The sequence below is a fragment of the Burkholderia humptydooensis genome, assembly GCF_001513745.1.
GTDB classification, from domain to species: Bacteria; Pseudomonadota; Gammaproteobacteria; order Burkholderiales; family Burkholderiaceae; genus Burkholderia; species Burkholderia humptydooensis.
Window position 1 is genome coordinate 2,064,421 of record NZ_CP013382.1, and the last position, 23,478, is coordinate 2,087,898.

Consider the following 23,478-nt stretch of genomic DNA (forward strand, 5'->3'; position numbering starts at 1 on the left):
CTTTGCGTGGAGAACTCATGCGAGCCATCATTCTTGCGGCGGGCCTAGGCCTGCGCCTGCAACTGCCTCCCGAGGCTCAATTCCCGAAGTGCCTGCTGCGCTTCGACGACACGTCGCTCCTCGAGCGGCACCTGCGCGTGCTCGACGCGGCGGGCGTCGACGAGATCGTGCTCGCGCTCGGCTTCCAGTCCGAGAAGGTCGAGGCCGAGCTCGCGCGGCTGAACCGCAGGGCCGAGATCGTGCTCAACCCGCGCTACGACCTCGGCAGCGTGCTGACCGTCCACACGGCCGCCGGCGCGCTCACGCGCGGCGGCGACGTGCTGCTGATGGACGCCGACGTGCTCTACGACGACGCCATCCTGCACGCGCTCGTCGCCAATCCGTCGCGCGCGATCGATCGCCTGCTGATCGACCGCGATTTCGAAACGGGCGACGAGCCCGTCAAGCTGTGCGTGAAGGACGGCGTGCCGGTCGAGCTGCGCAAGCAGCTCGCCGCGGGCCTCGAATACGACACGATCGGCGAATCGGTCGGCTTCTTCCGCTTCAGCGAAGGCGCCGCGCGGCGGCTCGCCGAGATCGTCGCGGGCTACGTCGACGGCGGCCGCGCGAACATGCCGCACGAAGAGGCGGTGCGCGACCTGCTGCTCGAAGGCGGCCGCACGTTCGACATCGCGGACGTGACGGGCTCGCCGTGGATCGAAATCGACTTTCCGGGCGACGTCGCGCGCGCGTGCGACGAAGTCCTGCCGCACATCCAACAACGCACGATAGGGGCCATCCGATGAATGCACGCGAACCGAACTTCACCGAATCGCGCAGCGCGCGGCTGCGGCGGATGCTGACGAGCCCGTCGCTCGAATTCCTGATGGAGGCGCACAACGGCCTGTCCGCGCGGATCGTCCGCGAGGCGGGCTTCAAGGGCATCTGGGCGTCGGGGCTCGCGATCTCCGCGCAGTTCGGCGTGCGCGACAACAACGAAGCGAGCTGGACACAGGTCGTCGACGTGCTCGAATTCATGGCCGACGCGAGCGACCTGCCGATCCTGCTCGACGGCGATACCGGCTACGGCAACTTCAACAACGTGCGCCGGCTCGTGAAGAAGCTCGAGCAGCGCGGCATCGCCGGCGTGTGCATCGAGGACAAGCAGTTCCCGAAGACCAACAGCTTCATCGACGGCGAGCGCCAGCCGCTCGCCGAGATCGACGAGTTCTGCGGCAAGATCAAGGCCGGCAAGGATTCGCAGAGCGATCCGGATTTCTCGATCGTCGCGCGCGTCGAGGCGCTGATCGCCGGCTGGGGGATGGACGAGGCGCTGCGCCGCGCGAACGCGTATGCGCAGGCCGGCGCCGATGCGATCCTGATCCACAGCAAGCTGTCGCGCCCCGACGAGATCCTGCAGTTCGCGCGCGAATGGAGCGGCCGCGCGCCGCTCGTGATCGTGCCGACCAAGTATTACAGCACGCCGACCGATGTGTTCCGCCAGGCGGGCATCAGCACCGTGATCTGGGCGAACCATCTGATCCGCGCGTCGGCGTCCGCGATGCAGGCGGTCGCGCGCGAAATCCAGGACAGCGAAACGCTCGTCAACGTCGAGGAGCGCGTCGCGAGCGTCAACGAGATCTTCCGGCTGCAGGACGCCGACGAATACTCGGCCGCCGAGCGGATCTATCTGTCGTCGAGCGCGCGCGCGTCGAGTGCGGCGCTCGTGCTCGCGGCGAGCCGCGGCAAGGGGCTCGAGGCCGTCACCGAGGACAAGCCGAAGGTGATGCTGCCGATCGCCGGCAAGCCGCTGTTGCGCTGGCTCGTCGACGGCTTCAAGAAGCAGGGCGTGAACGACATCACGGTCGTCGGCGGCTATCGCGCCGATGCGATCGACACGTCCGGCGTGAAGCTCGTCGTCAACGAGCGGCATGCGCAAACGGGCGAGCTCGCGTCGCTCGCGTGCGCGGCCGAGCGCATGACGGGCGACACCATCGTCTCGTACGGCGATCTGCTGTTCCGCAGCTACATCCTGCGCGACCTCGCGGAGAGCGAGGCGGAGTTCAGCGTCGTCGTCGACTCGTCGCAGACGCAGCCGTCGAACCAGAGCGTGCGCGACTTCGCGTTCTGCTCGGCCGCCGACGACCGCGGGCTGTTCGGCCAGAAGGCGCTTCTGCGCCGCGTGTCGAGCGACGCGAGCGAGGCCGGGCCGCACGGCCGCTGGATCGGCCTGCTGAACGTGCGCGGCGCGGGCGTCGCGCGGCTGAAGGCGATGCTCGACACGCTGAAGGCGCGCGACGATTTCGATGCGCTCGATCTGCCGGCGCTCCTGAACGCGCTCATCGACGCGGGCGAGCAGATCGAGGTGCAGTACGTGCACGGCCATTGGCGCGGCGTCAACGATCTCGACGACTTCCGCCGCGCGGGCGATTTCGCGCACGGCCAGACGCCGTATGCGGAGCAGAACGCGGGCAACGGGGACGCGCGATGATCGAAGCCGCACAGTTCGTCGAGGCGGCGCGCGAGCGCGGCTTCGACTGGTACGCGGGCGTCCCCTGCTCGTACCTGACGCCGTTCATCAATTACGTGCTGCAGGATCCGGCGCTGCATTACGTGTCGGCGGCCAACGAAGGTGATGCGGTCGCGCTCGTCGCGGGCGCGACGCTCGGCGGCCGGCGCGGAATCGCGATGATGCAGAACTCGGGGCTCGGCAACGCGGTGAGTCCGCTCACGTCGCTCACGTGGACGTTCCGGCTGCCGCAACTGCTGATCGTCACGTGGCGCGGCCAGCCGGGCGTGCCCGACGAGCCGCAGCACGCGCTGATGGGCCCGATCACGCCCGCGATGCTCGACACGATGGAAATTCCGTGGGAAACGTTTCCGACGCAAGCCGACGCGATCGGTCCGGCGCTCGACCGCGCGATCGCGCACATGGACGCGACGGGCCGCCCGTATGCGCTCGTGATGCAGAAAGGCAGCGTCGCGCCTTACGCGCTCGAACACGCGGCGATGCCCGAGCGTCGCGCGCACGTCGCCGCGCGCGCGACGCCGCGCGCCGCCGCGCCCTCGGCATGGCCGACGCGCCATGACGCGCTCGCGCGTATCGTCGCGCGCACGCCGGCCGACTCGACGGCCGTGCTCGCATCGACGGGCTTCTGCGGCCGCGAGCTGTACGCGCTCGACGATCGCCCGAACCAGTTCTACATGGTGGGCTCGATGGGCTGCGTGACGCCGCTCGCGCTCGGCCTCGCGCTCGCACGGCCGGACCTGACCGTCATCGCGCTCGACGGCGACGGCGCCGCGCTGATGCGCATGGGCGCATTCGCGACGCTCGGCGCGTACGGGCCGTCGAACCTCGTGCATCTGCTGCTCGACAATGGCGCGCACGAATCGACGGGCGGCCAGGCGACGGTATCGCAATACGTGTCGTTCGCGAACGTGGCGGCCGCGTGCGGCTACGCGACGGCGATCGAGGGCGACGACCTCGGCGTGCTCGACGCGGCGCTCGACGCGGCGCGCGCGGGCGCGCAGGCGGCGAAGCAAGGCGGCGCGCACTTCGCGCGCCTGACGATCCGCGCGGGCGTGCCCGACGGCCTGCCCCGCCCCACCGTGACGCCCGTCGACGTGAAGACGCGCCTGATGCGCCACCTCGGCGCGACGCCAGCCTGAGAAGGAGTACGAAGATGCTGTTGCTGAACCCCGGTCCCGTCACGCTGACGGAGCGCGTGCGCAAGAGCCTGCTGCAGCCGGACCTCTGCCATCGCGAAAGCGAGTTCTTCGATTTGCAGGACGAGGCGCGTGTGCGGCTTGTCGCCGCGTACGCGCTCGATCCGGCCGAGTGGAGCGCGGTGCTGATGACGGGCTCCGGCACGGCCGCGGTCGAGAGCATGATCGCCGCGCTCGTGCCGGAAAACGGCAAGCTGCTCGTGATCGAGAACGGCGTGTACGGCGAGCGGATCACGCAGATCGCGACGCAGTACCGAATCGCGCACGACGTGCTGAAACATGACTGGATGCAGGCGCCGGATCTCGCGCGCGTCGCCGGGAAGCTCGACGCGGATCGCGCGATCACGCACGTCGCGGTGATCCATCACGAAACGACGACGGGCCGCCTGAACGACCTCGCCGCGCTCGCCGCCGTGTGCCGCGCGCGCGGCGTGCGGCTGCTCGTCGACGGCGTGAGCAGCTTCGGCGCGGAGGCGATCGATTTCGCGGGCGGCGACATCGACGCGGTCGCCGCGACCGCGAACAAGTGCCTGCACGGCGTGCCGGGCGCGGCGTTCGTGATCGTGCGCCGCCGCGCGCTCGCCTTGGCCGAGAGCCGCACGTATTACCTCGATCTCGGCCGGCTCGCGAAGCTGCAGGACGCGCGCAACACGCCGTTCACGCCGTCGGTGCACGCGTACTACGCGCTCGTCGAGGCGCTGCGCGAGTTCGACGAAGCGGGCGGCTGGCGCGCGCGCCACGCGCGCTACGCGGCGCTCGCCGAGCAGGTGCGCGCGGGCCTCGCCGCGCGCGGCATGCCGCTCGTGCTGCCGGACGGCGAATCGTCGGTCGTGCTGCGCGCGTACCGGCTGCCCGCCGGCGTCACGTACGAGCAACTGCACGACGGCCTCAAGGCGCGCGGCTTCGTGATCTATGCGGGCCAGGGCGGGCTGTCGAGCGCGTTGTTCCGCGTGTCGACGATGGGCGCGATCGAGCCCGCGGACGTCGAACGGCTGCTCGACGGATTCACGGCGCTCACGCGCTGACGCGCCTCCGTCGCCGGGCGGCGCCTCGCTCGAACCCCGCGGCACCGCTTTTTTCGCGAGCGGTGCCGCGCCGCGCGGTGCCGGCTGTCGCGCCACGCATCGATGACGGCCGGCCCGCGTGCGAACGATCCGCGGCACTGCGTGCTCATCGCGATGGACAGCGCATCATGCTTAGGTTAGCGTAACGATCGATCCCGCCGCGGCGCGCATCGCGTGCGGCGGTCAGCGTTTTCGCCCACTCCGCTGTTTCATGACGTCGACCTTACAATCCCGCCTGCCCGGCTTCGCCCGCAACGCGTTGCGTCCGGTGCTCGATCCCTATCGCCGCTATCGGCACGCGAAACTGATCCATGCGGCGCGCGTCGCGCTGAGCGTGCTCGCCTCGATCGCGCTGACGACCGGCCTGCACGTTCCGCACGGCGAATGGGCGACGATCACGGTGCTGATCGTGATCGGCGGGCTCCAGCATCACGGCAACATCCGCAAGAAGGCCGCCGAGCGCGCGCTCGGCACGCTGATCGGCGCGATCGCCGGCCTGTCGCTGATCCTGCTGCAAACCACCGTGCATCTGTCGCCGCTCACGTTTCTCGTGATGAGCGTCGCGTGCGGCGTCTGCGCGTATCACGCGATCGGCAAGGCCGGCTACATCGCGCTCCTGTCCGCGATCACGATGGTGATCGTCGCCGGCCACGGCGACAACGAGATCGCCGACGGCCTCTGGCGCGCGGTCAACGTGCTGGTCGGCATCGTGATCGCGCTCGCGTTCTCGTTCGCGCTGCCGCTGTACGCAACCTACTCGTGGCGCTACAAGCTCGCCGATGCGCTGCGCGGCTGCGCGGCCGTCCACGCGCGGATCGCGGACGAGCGCTACGTGAGCGACAACGAGCACCTGAAGGACATGGCGAAGCTCAACGCGCTGCTCGTGCAGCTCCGTTCGCTGATGCCGTCGGTATCGAAGGAGATCTCCGTGTCGATGCCGCAGCTCGAGGCGATCCAGCGCGGCCTGCGGCTGTGCATGAGCTCGCTCGAGATCCTGTCGAACCTGCAACCCGGCGAGGACGACGAAGCAGGCAGACGCTTCGTCCAGATCCAGATGAAGGCGGACAACCGGCGGGTCCAGGAAATGCTCGTCGGCGCCGGGCGCGCGCTGAAGTTCGGCACGCCGAGCCGGCTCGGGCCGCCGCACCGGCAGGCCATGCCGGCCGGCGAGCAGGTGCCGCCCACGCACTTGTCCGGCTACGTCTCGCTGACGGCGAAGCTCTCGCACGAGGTCGAGCAGCTCAGGCAGCGTCTGCACGACACCGCGCCGCAATGGAATATCTGAGCGCGCCGTCACCGCCACGGCGCGCCCGATCAGGCGTCCGAGCACGAAGCACACGCCGATCGCGCCGCTGAACAGGCCGAGCTGCGCGCTCGTGTAATGGAAACGCGTTTGCAGCAGCAGCATGATCGTCTGCAGATGGAGACCGTGCCGACCTGCATCAGAAAGAATACGGCCGACAGAAACGCGACGCTCGGATGGATCGCCGCCTGATGGATCGCGCGCAGCGGCATCAACGGATCGACGCGCAAGCGGCCGTCTCGCGCGGCGGCTCGGGCACGTGTCGCGCGTGCTCGCCGCGCATCCGTTCATCCGCGTGCTCGGCCTCTTCGACGCTCGAGCGATTGCGCCTCCTCGACGCGAAGCGCTCGAGCGTTGATGCGCCCGATCGACGCCGCGATCGGCACGAGCCATTGGCCGCCGGTCTATGAGCTGCTGCGCGCCGGCGGGCTTCGATCTGCATGCGCTCTATCCCGCCGCGCGGCCCGTGCCCGCGAAGACGCGGATGATGCTGTCGATGCTCGGCAGGCATTTGCCGGAGGCGATCGTGCGATGAGGCGGCGAGGCGGTTTCGGCGCGCGGCGTTACGAAACGCCGCGAGTGAATACCGAGCATCCGAGCGCCCGAGCGCCCGAGCATCACGACCGTCGAAAATCCGGGTTGACCGACATCCGCCTCATAACGTATCGTTTTGATACGTTACATCGCCGGGTACGCCGCCCATGCATTCCCGTTTCGACCGCTTCAGAACCACCCCGCTCGGACAGCAGCTCGCAGCGTTGATCGAGCAGCCGGAGCGTTACATCGAATTCGCCGCGCTGTCGCGCGTCGGCATTGCCGCGATCGCCGCCGTCGCCGACGAAATCGCGCGGAAATTCCCCGAGATCGAGCACGATACGACCGCCAGGCAGTTTTGCGGCGCGATGGTCGCCGACGTGATGCGCCGCCACGGTCACGAGGTCGTTCAAGCGCGGGGGCGCGTCGGCGGCGCGTTGTTCAGCTACGGCGCGGTATTCGGCCCGCAGCCGAATCGGCCGCCGTTCGCGGAAGTCGTCGGCCTGCTCGCACGGATGCCGGCGGCACTCGCCGATGCGATCGCACGCATTCCAGCCGAACAGCGTGCGCAACGGCCGCCCGGGACCGGCTTCGCGCTCGTCGAACACGCATGCCACCTGCGCGACCTCGATGCGATCTTCGCCGAGCGGATTCGCGCGGTCCGGACCACGCCTCTGCCGGCGATCGAATCGGTCGACGGCACGGCGCTTGCCGAGCAGCGCGGCTATCTGCGGGAGAATCTCGACGAAGCCGTTCGCGCATTCCGCGAGTCGCGACAACGCCTGTGCGCGTCGCTGCGAAAGCTGCGGCCGGATCAACTGACGCGCTGCGGCATCCGCGACGGCGTGCGACGAATGACGCTCGAAGAACTCGTGCGCGAGTGGCTCGACCACGATCGCACGCATTGCCTCGAACTCGACGAACTCCGTGCGGAGCTGAACCAGGCCGCCGCGCCTCATCGGCATCGGGAACGCTCATGAACGCCTCGCCGCCCGTCGTCTTTGTCCACGGATTCATCGGCCGCCTCGGCACGCATGGCAGCGCGTCGCAGCGCACCGCGCCCGATCTGCTCGGTTACGGCGAGCATCGCGCCGCGCCGCCCGAATCGATCACGCTCGGCGCACAAGTCGAGCATCTGCGCGCGTTCGTCGATGCGCATGCCGGCGGGACGCCCGTCGACATGGTCGGGCACTCGGTCGGCGGCGCGATCGCCATGCTGTTCGCGCACGCCCATCCGGCACGCGTTCGGCGCATCGTCAACGTCGAAGGCAATTTCACGCTGGCCGACGCGTTTTGGTCGGCGTCGGTCGGCCGGATGAGCGAGCCCGACGCGCAAGCGATGCTCGACGGCTTTCGCGCCGATCCGCTCGGATGGCTCGGCGGCGCGGTCGATGCGCCCACGCCCGCGATGCGGGAGACGGCGATCCGCTGGCTCGATCATCAGCCGGCGTCGACGCTTCGCGCGATGGGGCGATCGGTCGTCGAAACGACCGGCGACACCGGCTATCTCGCTGCGCTCGCGCAGGTGTTCGAACGCCATCCGGTGCATTTGATCGCAGGCGAACGCTCGCGCGCCGGATGGAACGCGCCGGATTGGGCGCTCGCGCAATGCGCAGGCCACCACGTCATCGACGGTTGCGGCCATCTGATGATGATCGAGCGGCCCGATGCGTTCTCGACATTGATCGATCGATGTCTCGCGTCCTGACGATCGCGACGTCACGCCACGCGCCGCCGCTCGCGACGAATGTCCGTTCGCCGCTCGATGCGCGGAATTCGCCACGGACGTTCAGTTCGTCACGCGCATTCCTTCGGATTGCTGACCGCGCATTCGCGCATTTCATAGCCTGCGACGCCGGCAATGTCATGCCGCCCGCGGCAAAGAGCGGCGACAGCGCACCGCGGCGGCCATGAACGCCGCGCTCGATGCGGCGGTGACGACGGCCATCGGTCGCGCGGAGCCATCGGACAGCCCGCTCAGCATCCCGCCGCATGCGGCCGTCATCGCCATCTGAATGAAGAAGAACAATCCGGAAGCGGTGCCCGCGATCTTCGCGAACGGCTGCAGCACCGCAAACTGGCAAGCCGGAATCGAGACGCCGACCGACACCATGACGACGAACATCGGCAACGCTATCGACCAGACGGACGGCGATGCGGCGGACGTCCAGATCCACAGCGCGGCCGCGCCGCACAGATTGACGACCGCGGCCGACGCGACGATCGCGTCGATTCCGAATCGCCCGCTGGCTCGGCGAAACACGCTCGAACCGATCAGGTAGCCGAGCACGGTGATTCCGAATATCGCCGCATAGACGGCGCCGGATACGTGAAGCGTCCGTTGAAACAGCGCCGACGATTCGGCGATGAACGGAAAATACGTGCAATAGACGAAGCCGATCGCGAGCGAGTAGCGAACGAACCGGCGGTCGCGAAGCAGCGACAGGTAAGTCTTCGGCAGGCTCGCATCGCGCTCGCTGCTCGTCGCGCGCACGCGCGTCTCCGGCAGGTAGCGATGCACCATCAGCGCGGCCGCCGCCCCGCCGAACGCGAGCAATGCGAAGACGCCGCGCCAGCCGAGCCAATGCGCGACGCATTGCCCGGCAAGCGGCGCGACGACGGGCGACAACGCCATGCCCGCTGATATCCGGCTGAGCATCGTCGCCTGCATCGCCGCATCGAAGCGCTCGCGAACGATCGCGCGGCCGATCACGGCGCCGCTGCAGCCGCCCAGCGCCTGGCAGACTCGCGCGACGACGATGGCCGGCATGCTCGTCGCCATCGCGCACGCGACGGTCGCGCCGAGATACACGAGCATGCCGGCGAGCAGCACCGGCCTGCGCCCGTAACGGTCGGACAGCGGGCCGGACACCAGCATCGACAGCGCGTAGCCGACCATGTACATCGTCAGCGTCAGTTGCATCTGCGCGTCGGTGCCGTGAAGCGCGTCCGCCATCGCGGGCAGCGACGGCAAGTACGCGTCGATTGTCGCGCGCGGCAGGCAGACGACGAGCATCAGCAAGCATGGCCAGCCCCAGTCGGGCAGTGTGTTTTTGTCGGTCGCGTTCATTCGGGCAAGGTCCACGCGGCCCGGATCGAATGGCCGCAGGCCAGAATGTAAAGGCGATGTGGTATAAACCGAAGAACCACTTGATCGAAACCTGAATAGACCACTATGACGCGAGGGAAAACCGCGATCCCGCTCGACCTGCCGCGCCCGCCCGGCTTGTCCGAGCGCTCCGCGCAATCGAAGCAGGACTGCATCGGCGACGCGCTGCGCGACGCCATCTTGCGCAAGCTGTTGCCGGGCGGCAGCCTGCTGCCTTCCACCCGGACGCTCGCCGCGCGATGGGGCGTCGCGCGCGGCACGGTCGAGGCGGCGTTCGACCGCCTCTGCGCGGAAGGCTACATCGCCCGCGCGCACGGCTCGGGCACGCGCGTGAGCGCCGTCGTCCCCGACGACTATCTGGCGCCCGCGCAACGTCCGGCGAAGCACGCGTCCCGTCCGCGCAGCGAGCCGGCCGGCAAGATCGCGCGAAGCCGCGCGGCCGAACCGGCCGGTCCGGATGGTCCGGTCCGCGCCGGCGTGCCGTTCGTCGCGCGTCTGGCCGACCCCGCCCTGCTGCCGATGCAAACCTGGAAGCGGCACGTCGGCAAAGGGCTGTCCGAAGCGACGCCGGCCGAGCTCTGCGCGTTACCGCCGCAGGGCGCCGAGCCGCTGCGCGCGCGGATTGCCGACTATCTCGGCCAATATCGCGGCATCGCGTGCGGCGCGGCCGACATCTTCATCACGACTGGCATCCGGCATTCGATCGATCTGATTGCCCGCACGATCGCCGGCAACGAGAGCCGGATCGCGATCGAGGATCCCGGCTATCGAACCGCGCGGCGAATTTTCGAGCTGGCCGGCGCCGAATCGATCTGCGTTCCGGTCGACCCGGAAGGCATCGACACGAACGCGTTGAGCGCGCATCGCCGTGTCGCGGCCGCGTATGTGACGCCCGCGCATCAATCGCCGCTCGGCGTGACGATGTCGGTCTCGCGGCGTCTCGACCTGCTCGACTGGGCGCATGCGCGGCGCGCGTGGGTGATCGAGGACGACTACGACGGCGAATTCGGCTATCAGTCCGCGCCGCTGCCTGCGCTGAAATCGCTCGACGTGCGCGATCGCGTGATCTACTGCGGCTCGTTCAACAAGACGCTTTTTTCGGGAATTCGCGTGGGCTTCATGGTCGTGCCGGCGGCGCTGCGCTCGGCGATGTCGGCGCTCGCGCAAGCCGTCGGGCGCTCGGTCGGCACCACGGAGCAACTCGCGCTGGCGAGCTTCGTCGGCAGCGGCGATTTCGCGAAGCATCTGCGGACGAGCCGCCACGCGTACCTGCAGCGCCGCGATGCGGTGCTCGAGCAGCTTCGCCGGCACGCGCACGGCCAGTACGCGATTTCCGGCGAGCATGCCGGATTTCATTTCGTGCTGTGGCTCGGACACGGAATCGACGAACGCGCGTTCGTCGCGGATGCGGCAAAAGCCGGCCTCGCGCTCGAGCCGCTGCACGCGTTCCGCACGCGCGCGGCGCTGCCCGCGGGCGTCGTCGTCGGCTATTCGGCGTTGAGCGTCGCGCAAGCGCGTTACGCGGGGAAAAAGCTCGGGCAGTTGCTCGCCGGCATGCGGCGCGACGCCGCTGCGCCGCGCACCCTTCGCGCGGATCACGACGCCGGATCGAGCGGCTCCACCGTCACGCCGACGGTCAGCACCTGATCGGCGCCGCCGCCGCGAATGACCCCGCGCAACGGCGTCACGTCCGCGTAATCGCGGCCGATCGACAGCATCACGTAATCGTCGCCGGGCGCGCGATCGTTGGTCGGATCGAGCTGCAGCCAGCCGGCGTCCTCGGGCCAGGCCGGATCGTAGACCTCGACCCACGCATGCGACGCGTCTGCGCCGATCAATCGCGGCTGCCCCGGCGGCGGCTGCGTCAGCAGGTAGCCGCTCACGTAGCGCGCGGCGAGCCCGAGCGAGCGCAGCGCGCCGATCATCACGTGCGCGAAATCCTGGCACACGCCCTGGCGCAGCGCGAGCGCGTCGAGCGCGGTCGTGCCGACGTCGGTACTGTCCGGCGTATACGCGAAATCCGCGTGAATGCGGCGCATCAGCTCCCACGCGGCCTGCACGAGCGGGCGGCCCGGCGTGAAGCTCGCCGCCGCATAGGCGGCGAGATCCGGATGGCATGCGACGTGCGGCGACGCGAACACGAATTCGCTCGCCGGATCGAACGGCCGCCCCGCGCGAAACGTCAGGCACTCGCGCACCACTTCCCACGCGCTCGCGCATCCGTCGCTCGGCGCAGCGATCGCGGGCGGGGGCTCGCCGCGCTTGCCCGCCGACAGCGCGGGCGGCGCGACGCGCACGACGCTGCGGCTGCGCACGAACAATGCTTCGTGCGGCTGATTGAGCGCGAACGACGTGCGCTCGTTGCCGAACGAATCGGTATCGACGACGAGCCCTTCGGCGCGCGGATCGATCTCGAGCGAGAACTCGAGCACGCGCTGCCGCGGCGTCTCGAGCGGCCGCAGACGCGCCTGATGCTGCGCGGATTCGACGCGCGCCGCATAGCGATAGCGCGTGTCGTGCGTAACGCGCAGCAGCGCGCCGCGCGCCGGCTCCGCGCGCACGGCCGCCTTGCGCGCGCGGGCGCCCGTCTTCGCGTTCGCAGGCGATTGCTTCGTCATCCCCATAGCGACCTGCCCGCGTCGCGCACGTGGCTGAAATAGCGCTCGCCGATTCGGTTCGACACATCCCGCGCCGCCTTGCAGCACGCTTGCAGGCGCGCGAGCAGCGCCGCGTGGCGGCCGTCGCCGTCCGTCTCGCACAGCACATGCAGCGGCCAGCCGGCGATGTCCGGAATGCCGTCGGCAAGCTCCGACAGCGCATAGCCTTCGCTGCGCTCGACCTTCGACAGCCGGCCCCGCAGCGCCTGCGCGACCCACGCGAGCGAACGCGGATTGTCGGTATCGAGCACGACGAGCGACAGCAGCGGCGCGACATCGAAGCAGCGCTGGAAGCGCGAGCGGAACGTGATGCCGCTGTCGAACAGCTCGAGCACGAGCTCGAAGCCCTCCTGCTTGTGGATCGCGCCGCCGTCGAACGCGTGGCCGAGCACGTCGCCCAGGAATTCGAGGCGATCGATCTGGCGGCCGATCGACAGCAGGCGCCAGCCGTCGTCGCGCGTCATGTTGTCGGTCTGCGCGCCCGTGATCGCCGAGAGCAGCAGATTCAGCCGCTCGAGACGCAGCAGCGCGTCGTTGCCGAGTTGTTCCTCGGGCTCGGCGGCGGCGTCGCCGGCTTCGTCGAACAGTTGCGTCGCGTCGTCGATCAGGCGCCACTGCTCGCGCGACAGCCGCTCGCGTATCGCCGCCGCCGCGCCGCGCATCCCGAACAGGCACGACGCGATCCCCGTCGAGCGATCCGCGCGAGGCGTGAGCGAGAGCGTCAGCGCCTGCTGGAACGCGCGCGGCGCATCGACGGCCGACGGCGCGTCGGCAGGCAGCAGGCCGTTGTCGCGGCACAATGCATCGAGCAGATGCAGGTGGATGGGCGTCTCGACGTCGTCCTCGCCGCGCAGCCGCTCGAGCGCCGCGCGCGCGAGCCGCGTCAAATTCGTCGCGCGCTCGGTATAGCGGCCGAGCCAGAACAGGTTCTCGGCCGCGCGGCTCGCTATCGCGCGCGATCGCTCCTGCAGGTCGTCCGGGCCCAGGTGCGTCTGCAACAGCGTCGTCGGATCGACCGCGCCTTCCGTCATCACCCAGGTATCGACGCTGCTGCCGCCGCGCGGCATCGGCGCGTTGAACAGTTCGTCGCGCGTGCCGACGCGCGCGAGGCCGCCCGGCAGCACGCGCCACGAGCGCGCGCCGTCCGCGAGCGCGAACACGCGCAGCAGCAGCGGCCGCGGCACGATCCGCGCGCCGCCGTCGCCCATGCCCGCGCCCCCCGCCCATGTCGGCGCCAGCGACGGCGGCAGGTCCGCCTGGATCGTGTAGTGCGCGGGCTGCGCGGCGATCCGCGCGCGCCATTCGGCGAGCTGCGGCGGCGCAAGCCGCGCGCCGATCACCGGCTCGAACACGCCGCCCACTTGCACGCTCGCGGGAAATGTCGGCTTCACGATGCCGCGCGCGAGAAGCGGCAGCGCTTCGTCGCACGCCGCCTGCTCGCCGCACCACCACGACGGCACAGCGGGCAGCGACAGCGTCTCGCCGAGCAGGCTCTGCGCGAGGCGCGGCAGGAAGCCGAGGATGCCGGGAGATTCGAGGAAGCCCGAGCCCGGCAGGTTCGCGAGCAGCACGTTGCCCGCGCGCACCGCCTGCATCAGCCCCGGCACGCCGAGCAGCGAATCGGGGCGCAGTTCGAGCGGGTCGAGCCATTCGTCGTCGACGCGCCGCAGGATGCCGTGCACCGGCTCGAGCCCGCGCAGCGTCTTCAGATAGACGCGCTGGTCGCGCGCCGTCAGGTCGCCGCCTTCGACGAGCGTGAGGCCCAGGTAGCGCGCGAGATACGCGTGCTCGAAATAGGTCGCCGCGTGCGGGCCCGGCGTCAGCAGCACGATGCGCGAGTTCTTCCGCGCGGGGCTCAGCGCCTGCATGCTCTGCAGCAGCGCGCGATAGCTCGCGGCGAGCCGCTGCACGTGCAGGCCGCGAAACGCGCGCGGGAAGAGCCGCGACACGATCAGCCGGTTCTCCAGAAGATAGCCGAGCCCCGACGGGCCTTGCGTATGCTGCGCCATCATCCGCCACGCGCCGTCCGGCCCGCGCGCGAGATCGAACGCGACGACGTGCAGCCACGTACCGCCCGGCGCGCGCGCGCCGCACATCGGCCGCAGATAGCCCGGATGCCCGGTGACGAGCGCGGGCGGCAGCAGCCCGCGGCGCAGGATCGTCTGTTCTCCGTAGAGATCGGCGAGGATCGCGTTGAGCAGGCGCACGCGCTGCAGCACGCCGCGCTCGATGGCCGCCCAGTCGTCGGGCGCGACGATGAGGGGCAGCAGGTCGAGCGACCACGGCCGCACCGCGCCGCCGCCCGCCGCCCGCTCGTGCGGATGATAGGCGAGCCCGTTCTCGCGCATCCGGCGCTGCAGCGCATCGGCGCGGCGGTCGAGATCGGCGAAGCCGACGCTGCCGAGCTGCGTGAAGAACGCGCGCCACGCGGGCGCGAGCGATGCGCTCGACAGCGCGGCCGCGCCGCCGCGCAGTTCGTCGTAGCGGCCCGTGACCGCGGGCGCGGCGAGCGCCGCGCCGAGCTCGGCCGCGTCCTGCTGCGAACCCGTATCGAATAGCGTCTGCATCGCGTCGGCGGTCAGATCGTCGTCGGAGGAAAGTGAAAGCACGATTCGATTTTTCAAAGGCGGCGACGCCGGGCCGCCGTCGCGTCGCGAACGCCGCGCGCACGCGGCGCGCGCCGCCCGTCGATGTCGAATCCTAACATTCCTGCCCGGTACCATATGCCCGGCACGCCTGGCGCGCTACGTCCGCACGCTGCGCGTCGCGGCGACGCGGGCGCCGTTGCCGCGGCCTTCGACGCGCCCCGCACCCGCACCCGCACGCGCTCGCGCATCCGCTCAGCCACGCCGCAAATCCAGCGTGAACGGGAACTCGCGGCTCGGTGCGGCCGGCTCGACCGTCATCGTGCCCGGCGTATGCCCCATCGACACGAAGCGCGCGAGTCGCCGGCTCTCGGCTTCGTATGCGTTCACCGGGAACGTGTCGTAATTGCGGCCGCCCGGATGCGCGACGTGATACCGGCAGCCGCCGAGCGAGCGCCGCATCCATGTGTCGACGATGTCGAACGTGAGCGGCGCGTGCACGCCGATCGTCGGATGCAGCGCCGACGGCGGCGCCCATGCCTTGTAACGGACGCCCGCGACGTATTCGCCGGCGGTACCCGTCGGCTGCAGCGGCAGCGCGCGGCCGTTGACGGTCACGACGTAGCGGCTGTCGTTCAGCCCGCTCACCTGGACTTCGAGCCGCTCGAGCGACGAATCGACGTAACGCACGGTGCCGCCGATCGCCCCCTCCTCGCCCATCACGTGCCACGGCTCGAGCGCGCCGCGCAGCGCGAGCGCGACGCCGCGCGACGCGATCCGCCCGAACAGCGGAAAGCGGAATTCGAGGTGCGGCGCGAACCACGCCGGATCGAACGCGAAGCCCGCGTCGCGCATCTCGGTCAGCACGTCGTCGAAATCCATCCCGACGAAGGTCGGAAGCAGGAAGCGATCGTGCAGCGCGGTGCCCCAGCGCGCGAGCGGCGTCGTGTACGGCGCGCGCCAGAAGCGCGCGATCAGCGCGCGCAGCAGCAGTTGCTGGACGATGCTCATCCGCGCGTGCGGCGGCATCTCGAACGCGCGCAGTTCGAGCAGGCCAAGGCGCCCCGTCGCCGAATCCGGCGAATAGAGCTTGTCGATGCAGAATTCGCTGCGATGCGTGTTGCCCGTCACGTCGATCAGCAGATTGCGCAGCACGCGGTCGACGAGCCACGGCGGCATCTCCTCGCCGTGGCGCAGTTTGTTGCGGCGGATCTCGGCGAACGCGACGTCGAGCTCGTGGAGCTGATCGTCGCGTGCCTCGTCGACGCGCGGCGCCTGGCTCGTCGGGCCGATGAACAGGCCCGAGAACAGATAGGACAGCGACGGATGGTTGTGCCAATACGCGATCAGGCTCGCGAGCAGATCGGGACGGCGCAGGAACGGGCTGTCAGCGGGCGTCGCGCCGCCGAGCACGAAGTGATTGCCGCCGCCCGTGCCGACGTGCCGCCCGTCGACCATAAACTTCTCGCTCGACAGCCGCGATCGATACGCGGCGTCGTACAGGAATTCGGTGTGCTGAACGAGCTCGTCGAAATCGTGCGCGGGATGGATGTTCACCTCGATCACGCCGGGATCGGGCGTCACCTGCAGCATCTTCAGCCGCGCGTCGCGCGGCGGCGGATAGCCTTCGAGCACGAGCTTCGCGTCGAGCGACTCGGCGGTGAGCTCGATCGCGGTCAGCAGATCGAGATAGTCGTCGAGCGCCGCGATCGGCGGCATGAACACGTAGAGCACGCCGTTGCGCACCTCGACGCACAGCGCGGTGCGCGTGATCCACGCGGCGGATTCGAAGCGCTGCGGATAACGTGCGGCGTCGGCCGCGCTCACCGCGCCTGCATGCTCGCCGGCGCGCGCCTGCATCACGGTCCGCGCGGGCGCCGCGGCATCGCGCGCGGCCGCGCCCGGATCGCGCGGCACGCCGTAGCCGCCACCCGCATAGCGGGCGCGCAGTGCGCTCGCGTCGGGCAACGCGTCCTGCGGCGCGAACGGATCGCGCTCGACGAGATACGGATAATCGCCGCGGCTCACCCAGGGCAGCGAATCGAGCGGCAGACGATAGCCCATCGGCGAATCGCCCGGCACGAGATACATCCGCTCGTCGCGGAAGAACCACGGGCCCGTCTCCCAGCGCGGCCCCGCGAGCGCGGGGTTCGGCGCGAGCGGCTTGAGCGGCAGCACGTAGCCGATCACGCTGTCCAACTGCTGCGAAAACACCTTGCGCAGGCGCGCGCGCTCGAGCTCGTCGTCGAGCCGCGCGTCGAACGGATCGACGTTCACGGGCAGCCGCCGCTCGCGCCACAGGTAGTACCAGACGTCTTCGTAGCCTGGCGTCACGTAGTCGCTCGTCAAGCCGAGACGCGCCGCGAGCGCGCGGATGAAGCGCCCGGCGTCCGCGGTCGTGTACGCGGCGGGCTCGCGCTCGTCGGCGAAGCGCGCCGGATCGCGCCAGACGGGCTCGCCGTCCGCGCGCCAGAATACGGACAGCGCCCAGCGCGGCAACTGCTCGCCCGGATACCACTTGCCCTGGCCGAAGTGCAGGAAGCCGCCCGCGCCGTACTCGGCGCGCAGCTTCTGCACGAGCGACGTCGCATAGCCGCGCTTCGTCGGCCCGAGCGCATCCGTGTTCCATTCGGCGCCGTCGCGGTCGTCGATCGACACGAACGTCGGCTCGCCGCCCTGCGTGAGGCGCACGTCGCCCGCGTTCAAATCGGCATCGACCTGCGCGCCGAGCCGCAGCACGCGCTGCCAAGCTTCGTCCGTGTACGGCTTCGTCACGCGCGGCGATTCGTGGATCCGCATCACGCGCATTTCGTGCTCGAACTCGACCTCGCATTCGTCGACGAGCCCCTCGACGGGCGCGGCGCTCGTCGGCTGCGGCGTCGCGGCGAGCGGGATGTGCCCCTCGCCCGCGAGCAGCCCCGACGTCGGGTCGAAGCCGATCCAGCCCGCGCCCGGCAGATACACCTCGCACCATGCATGCAGATCGGTGAAGTCGACCTCGGTGCCGCTCGGGCCGTCGAGCGACTTCACGTCGGGCGTCAGTTGAATCAGATAGCCGGACACGAAGCGCGCGGCGAGGCCGAGATGGCGGCAAAGCTGCACGAGCAGCCAGCCGCTGTCGCGGCACGAGCCCGACGCGAGCGCGAGCGTCTGCCCGGGCGTCTGCACGCCCGGCTCGAGCCGCACGACGTAGCGGACGTCGCGCTGCAGCCGCTGGTTCAGCGCGACGAGGAAGTCGACGGTGCCCGCCGGCGCGCGGTCGATCGATTCGACATACGAACGAAACGCGTCGGACGCGCTCGTGTCGGGATCGCACGCGAGATACGGCGCGAGCTCGCGGCGCAGCGCGCCGCCGTAGTCGAACGGAAAGGTTTGCGCATGCTCTTCGAGGAAGAAGTCGAACGGGTTGTAGACCGACATCTCGGCGACGAGATCGATCGCGATCTCGAACGTGCGCGTGCGCTCGGGAAACACGAGCCGGGCCATGTAGTTCGCGAACGGGTCCTGCTGCCAGTTGACGAAGTGCTGCACAGGATCGACCTTCATCGAATACGAGAGGATCGGCGTGCGGCAATGCGGCGCGGGCCGCAGGCGCACGATCTGCGGCCCGAGATGGACGAGCCGGTCGTAGCGATAGCGGGTGACGTGGTGAAGCGCGACGTGAATGGACATGACGTGGGCCGTTCGGTGCGGTTGCGGGGACGGTCGGGTGCGACGCGCGGCGGCGCGGCGGCATCGCGAGCCACGCGCCGCCGTTGGCCGCGCCGCTGCGCGCGGCGCGCGCGTCAGACGAGTTCCGGGGACTGGATCACGCTGATCTCGACGCCGACCGGCTTCGCGCCCGGACCGTACACCGGCATCGCGTCGCGATAGTCGAGACCCGCCGCGAGGCGCACGTAGCGCTCGTCCGGGCAGCGGTTCATGAACGGATCGAAGCCGACCCAGCCGAGCCCTTCGACGTACGCCTCGGCCCACGCATGGCCCGATTGCGGTTGCGTCGCGACCGCGGTTTCCTGCATCGCGACGCTCGTGCGGCGCGATGCATCGCCCGGCGCCTCGTGCACGCCATCCGCGCCATCCGCGTCATCCGCATCGTGCCGCATCTGCATCGCCTGCTGCGCGACGCCGCTCGCCTGCTGGAGCGCTTCCGCGATCCGTCGCATCGGGCCGTCCGTCAGCAGATAGCCGGACACGTAGCGCGCCGGAATCTGCAGCGCGCGCACCGTGGCGACGAACACGTGCGCATGATCGCGGCTCGCGCCGGCGCCGCTTCGCAGCGCGGTCTCCGCGTCGCGCGGCGCCGATTGCGCATGCGGCTCGTAGGCGACGCGGCTGTGCACCTCGGTCATCAGCCAGTGCAGCGCGTCGAGGCTCTTGTGCTCGATCGGCAGCGCGTCGGCGAGCGCGCGGATCGCGTCACCCGCGCGCGTCAGGTCGGTCGTGCGCTCGTAGATCCAGGGCGGCGCATACGAGACGACGTTGCCGAGAATGCCGGCGCGATCCTGCGTCTCGACGACGCCCGCCGCGACGATCGCGAACTCCGGCTTGTCGCGCTCGTGCCGCACGAGGTCGACATGATTGCCGAGGCCGTCCGCGTAGGTGAGCGTCGGCTCGACGCCGTCGATCGTCACCTGCCACGCCCGCACGGTCTGGCATGGGCCGCTTTGCGGGCGCAGCCGCAGGCGCTGCAGCACGTGCGGCGCGTGTTCATCGAATTGGAAGCGCGAGATGTGGCGGATGGCAAGGCGCATGGCTGACCTCAATCGAAGTTGTAGGCTTGGGCGATTTCGAGGCCGAGACTGTTGTTCTTGGCGATGAAATCCGTCAGAAACTCGTGCAGTCCGCTCTTGAAGACACGTTCGACCGTGTTGCCCTCGAGCGACTGCCTGATTTTGGCGGCGGTTTCGTGACAACCGTGCGTGAGCCCGTAATCTTTCGCGAGATGCTCGAGGCTCGACACGACACGCCCGTAGCAGTAGCGCAGCGAGCGCGGCATGCGCCCGTTGAGGATCAGATAGTCGGCGATGTTGAGCGGCTTGTACTGGACGTCGTAGACCCAGCGATACGACCGGTGCGCGGCGACGCAGCGCAGGATCGATTCCCACTGGTAGTTGTCGAGGATCGTGCCGACGTGCGACACCGACGGCAGCAGCAGGTGATATTTGACGTCGAGAATCCGCGCGGTGTTGTCCGCGCGCTCGACGAACGCGCCGATCTGCGCGAAATCGAAGATCTCGTTTCGCAGCATCGTGCTGTAGAAGCTGCCGAGGATCAGCGCGGTCTCGCGCTTGATCTCGTCGAGGATCGCGGGCAGCGCGCTCGCGCGGATCGGCTGCGCGAGCGCCCGCTTGATCGCGAGCCATGCGCCGTTCACGCTCTCCCACGCCTCGCGCGTGAGCGCCGTGCGCACCATCCGCGCATTCGAGCGCGCGTACTCGATGCACGAGAGCACGCTCGACGGATTGTCGCGATCGCGCAGCAGATAGTCGGCAACCGTGTCCGCCGCATATGTTTCGTACTTCTGTCGATAGCCGTCGTCCGCGCCCGAGCTGACGAGCACCGACGACCATTCCGCGGGCGCGTCCGACGTGCGCGTGAGCGCCATCCGCAATCCGGCGTCGACGATGCGCGCGGTGTTTTCCGCGCGCTCGATATAGCGGTACATCCAGTAAAGACCGCTTGCTGTGCGTCCGAGAAGCATGTTTGCCGTCCACTCCGATCGTTGTTCGGTGCGGCGCGCGCGAACGCGCGCCGCAAGCGCGTGCGTTCGCATGCGCCGTCTTGCGCGTGCGTTCAGTCGGCGAGCACCCAGGTGTCCTTGGTGCCGCCGCCCTGGCTGGAGTTGACGACGAGCGAACCCTCCTTCAGCGCGACCCGCGTGAGGCCGCCCGGCGTGATGCGAATCCGGTCGGACACGAGCACGAACGGCCGCAGATCGACGTGGCGCGGCGCGAGCCCCCGCTCGGTCAGGATCGGCGTCGTCGACAGCGCGAGCGTCGGCTGCGCGATGTAGTTCGACGGCTTCGCGCGCAGCTTCGCCGCGAACGCGTCGCGCTCGGCCTTCGACGCCGCGGGGCCGACGAGCATCCCGTAGCCGCCCGAGCCGTGCACCTCCTTCACGACGAGTTCCTCCAGATGCTCGAGCACGTACTTGAGACTGTCCGCTTCCGCGCAGCGCCAGGTCGGCACGTTCTCGAGCATCGCGCGGCGGCCGGTGTAGAACTCGACGATCTCCGGCATGTACGAATAGATCGCCTTGTCGTCGGCGATGCCGGTGCCGGGCGCATTCGCGATCGTCACGTTGCCCGCGCGGTAGACGTCCATGATGCCGGCCACGCCCAGCACCGAATCCGGCAGGAACGTGAGCGGATCGAGGAACGCGTCGTCGAGGCGGCGGTACAGCACGTCGATCGGCCGGAAGCCTTCGGTCGTGCGCATCGCGACGCGATCGCCGATCACCTGCAGGTCGCTGCCCTCGACGAGATGCACGCCCATCTGGTCGGCGAGGAACGCGTGCTCGTAATACGCGGAGTTGTGAATGCCGGGCGTGAGCACCGCGACGGTCGGATTGTCCGCATTGCCGCCGGGCGGGCAGACGGCCGCGAGCGACTGGCGCAGCAGTTGCGGATATGTCTCGACGGGCCGCACCTTCACCCGCTGGAACAGCTCGGGGAAGAGCTGCATCATCGTCTCGCGGTTCTCGAGCATGTACGACACGCCGGACGGCGTGCGCGCGTTGTCCTCGAGCACGTAGAACTGATTTTCCGCGGTCCGGACGATGTCGACGCCGATGATGTGCGTGTAAACGTTTCCGGGCGGCCGGAAATCGATCATCTCCGGCAGGAACGCATCGTTGTGCGCGATCAGGTGCTTCGGCACGATTCCCGCGCGCACGATCTCCTGGCGGTGATAGATGTCGTCGAGGAACGCATTGAGCGCCATCACGCGCTGCTCGATCCCCTGCGACAGCCGGTTCCATTCGCTTGCCGAAATGATCCTCGGCACGATGTCGAACGGAATCAAGCGCTCGGCGGCCTCGGCGTCGCCATACACGGCGAACGTGATGCCGGTCTTGCGGAACACGCCTTCGGCGTCGTGCGCCTTCTGGGCGAGGCTCGCGGGATCCTGCGTGTCGAGCCATTGCTTCAAGCGCTCATACGGCGCCCGTACAGTATCGCCGGGTTGCAGCATTTCGTCGAACGGCTTCATCGAAAAATTCTCCATCCATCATTCACTCGGCATCTCTCCATGCCGAACCGGCGCAATGTCTGATGAGCAAAGAGCGTGCCTTGCTGGAATCCTCCGGCCTCCCGTCTGATTTGGCACTTTTGCGCGGCACACCGCACCACGAAGGTGCGAAGGCCGGCGGCCAGCATGTGCCGATTCGGCGCAGCCGGTGTCGCCCGCGTGGCAGATTTCCCGCGCGTCTGTCTATGCGGGCGATCACTTCGGTATCCGATCGAACCATCGGCTCTTTCTGGATTAACCGGATAGTTATGACTGCGCGAACCTCGGCATCGAGGGCGCTCGAACCGCTTTCCGCGCGGCAGCCCGGCGCCGCGATAACACACTGCCAGGAATCGATCAGCCGATGCATCACCCCGAAGCTTCCTGGCGTGCACGAATTGAGAACGCGCGCTGCAAGCGGCCGGTTCGGGGGAATCGATGCACGCGCCTTGCTCGCCGCCGGAATCCCGCGAACCGCACGGCCGCCGGTGACGCGCTGCCCCACCCGAATCGTCACGCGGCCCTCGAATCGCCTCATTCGCAAATGAGAATCGTTTGCATTTAAAGCGAATCTGTTCGATGATGTATTCCGTTCATCGCCCGATACCGGAACCTCGACCATGAATGCCATCGCCTCCGCGGCGCCCGCGCGCGCCGCCGTATCCGACGACCCGCGCGGCCCGCTGCGGGGACTGCTGTCGCGCCGCTCCCGCTGGCCGCTGACCGAACCCGCGCCCCGCCCGCGCGAGCTCGACGCAATCTTCGACGCCGCTCTGTGCGCGCCCGATCACGGCAACCTGCGTCCGTGGCGATTCGTCGTGATCCGCGGCGCGGCGCGCCACGCGTTCGGCGATCTGCTCGTCGAGCTCGCCGATGCGCGTGCGCCCGGCGATCCGCCCGGCTCGCACGAGCACCGCCGAGCCAGGGCGCTCGCCGCGCCGCTCGTCATCGCGCTCGGCGCGGCACTGAATCGCACGTCGAAAGTACCGGAGGTCGAACAGTTGCTTGCTGTCGGCGCAGCAGCGATGAACATGCTCAACGCGATCCATCAGCTCGGCTACGGCGGTTTCTGGGCAACGGGCGTCGATTCGCACGAGCCGGCGATGCACGCCGCGCTCGGCTTCGGCGCCGACGAGCGACTCGTCGGCTTCCTGTTCGTCGGCACGCCGGCCGCGCCCGCGAGCGACGCGCGACGTCCGGATCGCGGCGCGCACGTGCGCGAATGGCTCGGCCCCGCACGCTGACGGCCGCGCCGACCGACATCCATGCGCGGCCCGCCGCTTGCGTGCCGCAT

18 protein-coding genes and 1 pseudogene are annotated in these 23,478 nt (G+C 69.4%); 10 read left to right on the top strand and 9 right to left on the bottom strand.

The genetic code is table 11. The features are described 5' to 3' along the window. Positions 1-17 precede the first annotated feature (17 nt). The 5 genes from AQ610_RS28110 (at position 18) to AQ610_RS28130 (ending at position 6,054) form a co-directional block, all read left to right on the top strand. Entirely contained in the window at positions 18-785 is a 768-nt protein-coding gene (locus tag AQ610_RS28110; protein ID WP_006029771.1) for a phosphocholine cytidylyltransferase family protein, read from the top strand. Continuing rightward, positions 782-2,470 carry a phosphoenolpyruvate mutase gene (aepX, locus tag AQ610_RS28115; RefSeq protein ID WP_006029772.1) on the top strand — a complete coding sequence of 563 codons (1,689 nt, stop codon included), beginning with the start codon at positions 782-784 and terminating at the stop codon, positions 2,468-2,470. The genes AQ610_RS28110 and aepX overlap by 4 nt, the downstream gene beginning before the upstream one ends. Then, positions 2,467-3,648 (top strand): phosphonopyruvate decarboxylase, encoded by a 1,182-nt coding sequence (gene aepY / locus AQ610_RS28120; RefSeq protein WP_006029773.1) that lies wholly within the window; start codon positions 2,467-2,469, stop codon positions 3,646-3,648. Before aepX ends, aepY begins: the two co-directional genes overlap by 4 nt. 14 nt (positions 3,649-3,662) lie before the next feature. Beyond that, positions 3,663-4,730, top strand: coding sequence for a 2-aminoethylphosphonate aminotransferase (locus tag AQ610_RS28125; RefSeq protein ID WP_006029774.1), 1,068 nt, complete (start codon positions 3,663-3,665; stop codon positions 4,728-4,730). A gap of 250 nt (positions 4,731-4,980) precedes the next feature. Beyond that, a complete protein-coding gene (locus AQ610_RS28130; RefSeq protein ID WP_009914437.1) occupies positions 4,981-6,054 on the top strand; it encodes an FUSC family protein in 1,074 nt (357 codons plus the stop codon). A gap of 30 nt (positions 6,055-6,084) precedes the next feature. Here the strand turns inward: AQ610_RS28130 and AQ610_RS37720 are convergent. Beyond that, positions 6,085-6,317: pseudogene (locus AQ610_RS37720) on the bottom strand (MFS transporter); the annotation flags it as partial. Between the two features lie 161 nt (positions 6,318-6,478). On the opposite strand from AQ610_RS37720, the gene AQ610_RS37970 reads away from it, so the two are divergent. The 3 genes from AQ610_RS37970 (at position 6,479) to AQ610_RS28145 (ending at position 8,314) form a co-directional block, all read left to right on the top strand. After that, positions 6,479-6,607: a hypothetical protein gene (locus AQ610_RS37970; protein WP_006029776.1), complete on the top strand. Its 129-nt coding sequence runs from the start codon at positions 6,479-6,481 to the stop codon at positions 6,605-6,607. A gap of 166 nt (positions 6,608-6,773) precedes the next feature. Beyond that, a complete protein-coding gene (locus AQ610_RS28140) occupies positions 6,774-7,586 on the top strand; it encodes a DinB family protein (RefSeq protein WP_009914434.1) in 813 nt (270 codons plus the stop codon). Continuing rightward, positions 7,583-8,314 carry an alpha/beta fold hydrolase gene (locus AQ610_RS28145; protein WP_006029778.1) on the top strand — a complete coding sequence of 244 codons (732 nt, stop codon included), beginning with the start codon at positions 7,583-7,585 and terminating at the stop codon, positions 8,312-8,314. Before AQ610_RS28140 ends, AQ610_RS28145 begins: the two co-directional genes overlap by 4 nt. A 156-nt stretch (positions 8,315-8,470) precedes the next feature. Here AQ610_RS28145 and AQ610_RS28150 read toward each other — a convergent pair whose 3' ends face one another. Further along, positions 8,471-9,676, bottom strand: a complete 1,206-nt coding sequence (locus AQ610_RS28150; protein WP_009914432.1) for a multidrug effflux MFS transporter — start codon at positions 9,674-9,676, stop codon at positions 8,471-8,473. 105 nt (positions 9,677-9,781) lie between these two features. Between AQ610_RS28150 and pdxR the strand changes: the two genes are divergently transcribed. Next, a complete protein-coding gene (gene pdxR / locus AQ610_RS28155; RefSeq protein ID WP_009914430.1) occupies positions 9,782-11,362 on the top strand; it encodes a MocR-like pyridoxine biosynthesis transcription factor PdxR in 1,581 nt (526 codons plus the stop codon). Here the strand turns inward: pdxR and AQ610_RS28160 are convergent. From AQ610_RS28160 to AQ610_RS36555, 7 genes are all read right to left on the bottom strand, one after another. Next, complete coding sequence (locus tag AQ610_RS28160; protein ID WP_015603888.1) at positions 11,311-12,339, bottom strand: transglutaminase family protein; 1,029 nt, start codon at positions 12,337-12,339, stop codon at positions 11,311-11,313. The two genes, pdxR and AQ610_RS28160, sit on opposite strands and share 52 nt — an antisense overlap. After that, positions 12,330-14,939, bottom strand: a complete 2,610-nt coding sequence (locus AQ610_RS28165) for a circularly permuted type 2 ATP-grasp protein (protein ID WP_231749076.1) — start codon at positions 14,937-14,939, stop codon at positions 12,330-12,332. Before AQ610_RS28165 ends, AQ610_RS28160 begins: the two co-directional genes overlap by 10 nt. 273 nt (positions 14,940-15,212) lie before the next feature. Continuing rightward, a complete protein-coding gene (locus AQ610_RS28170; protein ID WP_006029783.1) occupies positions 15,213-18,629 on the bottom strand; it encodes a transglutaminase family protein in 3,417 nt (1,138 codons plus the stop codon). Positions 18,630-18,742: 113 nt separating this feature from the next. Beyond that, positions 18,743-19,708, bottom strand: coding sequence for a transglutaminase family protein (locus tag AQ610_RS28175; RefSeq protein ID WP_006029784.1), 966 nt, complete (start codon positions 19,706-19,708; stop codon positions 18,743-18,745). An 8-nt stretch (positions 19,709-19,716) separates the two neighbouring features. After that, positions 19,717-20,658 (bottom strand): alpha-E domain-containing protein, encoded by a 942-nt coding sequence (locus tag AQ610_RS28180; RefSeq protein ID WP_009914420.1) that lies wholly within the window; start codon positions 20,656-20,658, stop codon positions 19,717-19,719. Between the two features lie 92 nt (positions 20,659-20,750). After that, positions 20,751-22,166, bottom strand: a complete 1,416-nt coding sequence (locus tag AQ610_RS28185) for a circularly permuted type 2 ATP-grasp protein (protein WP_015603545.1) — start codon at positions 22,164-22,166, stop codon at positions 20,751-20,753. A gap of 22 nt (positions 22,167-22,188) precedes the next feature. After that, positions 22,189-22,815 (bottom strand): hypothetical protein, encoded by a 627-nt coding sequence (locus AQ610_RS36555; RefSeq protein WP_144411873.1) that lies wholly within the window; start codon positions 22,813-22,815, stop codon positions 22,189-22,191. Between AQ610_RS36555 and AQ610_RS28190 the strand changes: the two genes are divergently transcribed. Continuing rightward, positions 22,805-23,428 carry a nitroreductase family protein gene (locus AQ610_RS28190; RefSeq protein WP_006029787.1) on the top strand — a complete coding sequence of 208 codons (624 nt, stop codon included), beginning with the start codon at positions 22,805-22,807 and terminating at the stop codon, positions 23,426-23,428. The two genes, AQ610_RS36555 and AQ610_RS28190, sit on opposite strands and share 11 nt — an antisense overlap. Positions 23,429-23,478: the final 50 nt, after the last annotated feature.

Bases quoted from the DNA above. Each gene is read 5' to 3' on its own strand.
- AQ610_RS28110 (WP_006029771.1), top strand. From the start codon at position 18: ATGCGAGCCATCATTCTTGCGGCGGGCCTAGGCCTGCGCCTGCAACTG.
- aepX (WP_006029772.1), top strand. From the start codon at position 782: ATGAATGCACGCGAACCGAACTTCACCGAATCGCGCAGCGCGCGGCTG.
- aepY (WP_006029773.1), top strand. From the start codon at position 2,467: ATGATCGAAGCCGCACAGTTCGTCGAGGCGGCGCGCGAGCGCGGCTTC.
- AQ610_RS28125 (WP_006029774.1), top strand. From the start codon at position 3,663: ATGCTGTTGCTGAACCCCGGTCCCGTCACGCTGACGGAGCGCGTGCGC.
- AQ610_RS28130 (WP_009914437.1), top strand. From the start codon at position 4,981: ATGACGTCGACCTTACAATCCCGCCTGCCCGGCTTCGCCCGCAACGCG.
- AQ610_RS37970 (WP_006029776.1), top strand. From the start codon at position 6,479: ATGAGCTGCTGCGCGCCGGCGGGCTTCGATCTGCATGCGCTCTATCCC.
- AQ610_RS28140 (WP_009914434.1), top strand. From the start codon at position 6,774: ATGCATTCCCGTTTCGACCGCTTCAGAACCACCCCGCTCGGACAGCAG.
- AQ610_RS28145 (WP_006029778.1), top strand. From the start codon at position 7,583: ATGAACGCCTCGCCGCCCGTCGTCTTTGTCCACGGATTCATCGGCCGC.
- AQ610_RS28150 (WP_009914432.1), bottom strand. From the start codon at position 9,676: ATGAACGCGACCGACAAAAACACACTGCCCGACTGGGGCTGGCCATGC.
- pdxR (WP_009914430.1), top strand. From the start codon at position 9,782: ATGACGCGAGGGAAAACCGCGATCCCGCTCGACCTGCCGCGCCCGCCC.
- AQ610_RS28160 (WP_015603888.1), bottom strand. From the start codon at position 12,339: ATGGGGATGACGAAGCAATCGCCTGCGAACGCGAAGACGGGCGCCCGC.
- AQ610_RS28165 (WP_231749076.1), bottom strand. From the start codon at position 14,939: ATGCAGACGCTATTCGATACGGGTTCGCAGCAGGACGCGGCCGAGCTC.
- AQ610_RS28170 (WP_006029783.1), bottom strand. From the start codon at position 18,629: ATGTCCATTCACGTCGCGCTTCACCACGTCACCCGCTATCGCTACGAC.
- AQ610_RS28175 (WP_006029784.1), bottom strand. From the start codon at position 19,708: ATGCGCCTTGCCATCCGCCACATCTCGCGCTTCCAATTCGATGAACAC.
- AQ610_RS28180 (WP_009914420.1), bottom strand. From the start codon at position 20,658: ATGCTTCTCGGACGCACAGCAAGCGGTCTTTACTGGATGTACCGCTAT.
- AQ610_RS28185 (WP_015603545.1), bottom strand. From the start codon at position 22,166: ATGAAGCCGTTCGACGAAATGCTGCAACCCGGCGATACTGTACGGGCG.
- AQ610_RS28190 (WP_006029787.1), top strand. From the start codon at position 22,805: ATGAATGCCATCGCCTCCGCGGCGCCCGCGCGCGCCGCCGTATCCGAC.
- AQ610_RS36555 (WP_144411873.1), bottom strand. From the start codon at position 22,815: ATGGCATTCATGGTCGAGGTTCCGGTATCGGGCGATGAACGGAATACA.